Origin of the sequence: Gordonibacter sp., assembly GCF_036667095.1 — a bacterium.
In the GTDB taxonomy this organism is placed as follows: domain Bacteria; phylum Actinomycetota; class Coriobacteriia; order Coriobacteriales; family Eggerthellaceae; genus Gordonibacter.
In genome coordinates this window covers 1-2,819 of the sequence record NZ_JAVWUP010000268.1, presented here as the reverse complement: position 1 = coordinate 2,819, position 2,819 = coordinate 1, and the positions used below count along the sequence as shown (strand labels likewise).

Here is a 2,819-nt window from a genome sequence, read left to right as displayed (position 1 = left end):
ATAACACCCCGTAAAACCATATATGTGCCATCTGGTGATATTATTGTGCTATGAAGATTCCGCAAGCGAGAGGAGCGCCCATGACCCGATCAACGCACTGCGCGTGCACGTCTATCCTCGTAGGCAAGAAAGCATCACTGGATGGCTCAACCATGATTGCACGCACAGAAGACAACACGCACGCCTGCATGCCCAAACGTTTCGTGGTAACACCCGCGCACACGTATCACAAGGAGCGCTTCACGTCCGCAAACAATGGCTTTACCTGCGAACTTAACGGAGAGGGCCTGTCCTACACGGCCACCCCCGAAATCGACAGCAGTGCGGGCATGTACGAAGAAGCCGGCATCAACGCAGCCGGTGTAGCCATGAGCGCCACCGAAAGCACCTACGCCAACGAACGCGTACTCGCCCACGACCCCTTAGTCGAAAATGGACTTGCCGAAGATTCCTTGGTCTCGGTGGTGCTCCCCTTCATCACTACAGCTCGCGAGGGTATCGCGCGTATTGCCGATATTATAGCCACACACGGATCAGCTGAAAGCAACAGCATTTTGCTAGCTGACGCCCGTGAGGTATGGTACATGGAACTCGCTACCGGACATCATTGGGTAGCTCAACGCATTCCCGACAACTCCTACGCCGTCTGCTCAAACCGCATCTCTATCCAAAAGGTCAATTTCAAATCAGACGACTTCTGCTCATCGGTGGGTATTCGGGAATTCGTAGATGAACACCAGCTCAATCCACGCCCAAAAACGTTTGATTTCCGCCGCATATTCGGCACGTACACGCAGCAGGACACACACTACAACACCCCGCGCGTCTGGTATGGCCAGCGCCTGTTTTCCTCCGATGCCGCACAACAACCCGAAGACTTAAACCTGCCCTTTATTCGTCGCGCCGACCGTTTGCTGGGCGTCGATGACGTGACGCAGCTGCTCGGGTCACACTTCGAAGGAACCGCATTCGACCCTTTGGGCGCAGATGGCGACAAACACACCCGCACCCGCTATCGCAGTATCGCTCTTTCCCGCACGCAGGAAGGCCACGTGCTACAGCTGCGAGCCGACTTACCCCCCGATCGCGCAGGCATTCACTGGGTATCGCTTGCCACCACAGCATTTTCACCCTTCGTGCCGTTTTTCGCGAACGCCACCCAGGCGCATCCCGCCTGGGAAAGCACGGCGGATCGTCCCGATCCTAAAAGTACCTACTGGCTGCTGCGCACGCTGAGTATGTTGACAGAAAACCGTTATGAACTGGCCGCGCGCACGGTTGACGACTACCTAACAACCTGCCGGCAAAAAGCTCATGCGTTCGTCGCCGCCACCGACCGCGATACGACATCACTTTCCGACACGGCGCTAACAACAGCCTTAACGGATGCAAACAACGCGTTTATGGCCGAGATATTGGCCGATACACGCGCGGTTCTCCAAGACGTCATCATGGCGGCAGCAGAGGATTCCCGCCTATCGTTTGACATGGACGCAAACCTGTAGAGAAAGTTCTTGATAAAGCATGGGCGGCACACATCCCGCTATAAAATCAGCAACTTCTTCACCGGATACTGCCATATCCTCGGCAATCCACCCATACAACAGGGATGCTTCCGCAGCTACATATACCTCGGCATAATGGACAAGCGCGATAGTGCCATCAGCAACGTCCCTGCCGCCCAATACTTGCTTTATCTGATCCACACGCAAGCGTATCCAGAAAAGCTGAAGATCGTACAAACTTTTTATGGCAGAAGCACCGCTTTTCGATCGCGGAAGGCACCGTGTCAAGGATGCCTGTTCGTGCCGGCAAAGTTGTAGCGTTTTTCGCAAGCCTTCCCGCCACGTATAGCTACGCCCTATGGAGGCCAAATAAAACTGGGACAAAAAAGTTAAGTACCAGTGAACCATCTGGGTTTTTGAAGCGAAGTAGTTGTAGAAAGTTTGCCGAGATATGTCCAAACTGCCGCATATCTCGGCAACGGTTCCCTGATCAAGAGGCCGTTCGAGCTTGTGGATCATATCCAGGCGAACAGCATCTTTACCCTGTATGTAATGAAATTCGTAATTCATGGCACACTTTCCTGTATCGGCAGCTACAGTTTAGCGTATAACGCTCCACTCGTACCTTCCGATCAAAATCCAGTATCCCACCAATTTTTCTCACACGCCAACACGCTAGCGACACGCACGCGTTATAGAATTCCTCAACACGTGCACTAAAGGTTCATGGGGCACTCCTGGATAAACACACAGCGCCGAGCCGCCCGCAAGGGGAAAGGGATAGGGCTAAGCGGCTCGTAAGCGCCGGTGCAGAGCTAAAGTGATCGTAGAGTTTAGAACGGTTCTCCCAAAATACTTGATGCCGCCATGTAGCCGCCAATGAACGAAGTTCCAACACCTCCGAACACACCACCGTGCGTACGACTTGAAATGTTGTTTTCGCCCGACGCGCCACCAGCGGTATGGAAGCCGGCATACAAACCGGGGATTACCGCACCTTTCGTATTGATAACTTGCATTCCCGTGTTGACGCGCAAGCCGGCACGCGTGCCATAAATATTGCCACCGATTTTGGCACCATAATACGGAGGGCTCGCAATGGGCTTGAGCCACTCGGGGTTAAGCTTGTAGTTCGCAGCGTAATCAACGCCCGCCGCACAAGCGTCATTCCATTTCTTAACCTCGTTCACCAAAATACCCTTATTAAGACCAAGCGCCTCTTCAAGCTCATCGAGAGTGTCGCATTTCTTAATAGCACCATTTGCAACAGCATCATTGAAACCCGCGTGCCAATTGCGATTTTCTTTGGGAACA

The 2,819-nt window shown here is 53.2% G+C and carries 3 protein-coding genes; 1 reads left to right on the top strand and 2 read right to left on the bottom strand.

Annotation, left to right across the window (positions count from 1 at the left end; genetic code table 11):
• Positions 1–80: 80 nt before the first annotated feature.
• Positions 81–1,505: a C69 family dipeptidase gene (locus RR842_RS13490; protein ID WP_332730101.1), complete on the top strand. Its 1,425-nt coding sequence runs from the start codon at positions 81–83 to the stop codon at positions 1,503–1,505.
• Here the strand turns inward: RR842_RS13490 and RR842_RS13485 are convergent.
• Together RR842_RS13485 and RR842_RS13480 are read right to left on the bottom strand one after the other, a co-directional pair.
• Entirely contained in the window at positions 1,476–2,075 is a 600-nt protein-coding gene (locus RR842_RS13485; RefSeq protein ID WP_332730100.1) for a TetR/AcrR family transcriptional regulator, read from the bottom strand. The genes RR842_RS13490 and RR842_RS13485 overlap by 30 nt on opposite strands.
• A 263-nt stretch (positions 2,076–2,338) precedes the next feature.
• On the bottom strand, positions 2,339–2,819 hold a 481-nt coding region (locus tag RR842_RS13480; RefSeq protein WP_332730099.1), incomplete at its 5' end, for an FAD-binding protein.

What these genes read in the sequence shown, in the direction of transcription:
- RR842_RS13490 (WP_332730101.1), top strand. Translation starts at nt 81, where the DNA reads ATGACCCGATCAACGCACTGCGCGTGCACGTCTATCCTCGTAGGCAAG.
- RR842_RS13485 (WP_332730100.1), bottom strand. Translation starts at nt 2,075, where the DNA reads ATGAATTACGAATTTCATTACATACAGGGTAAAGATGCTGTTCGCCTG.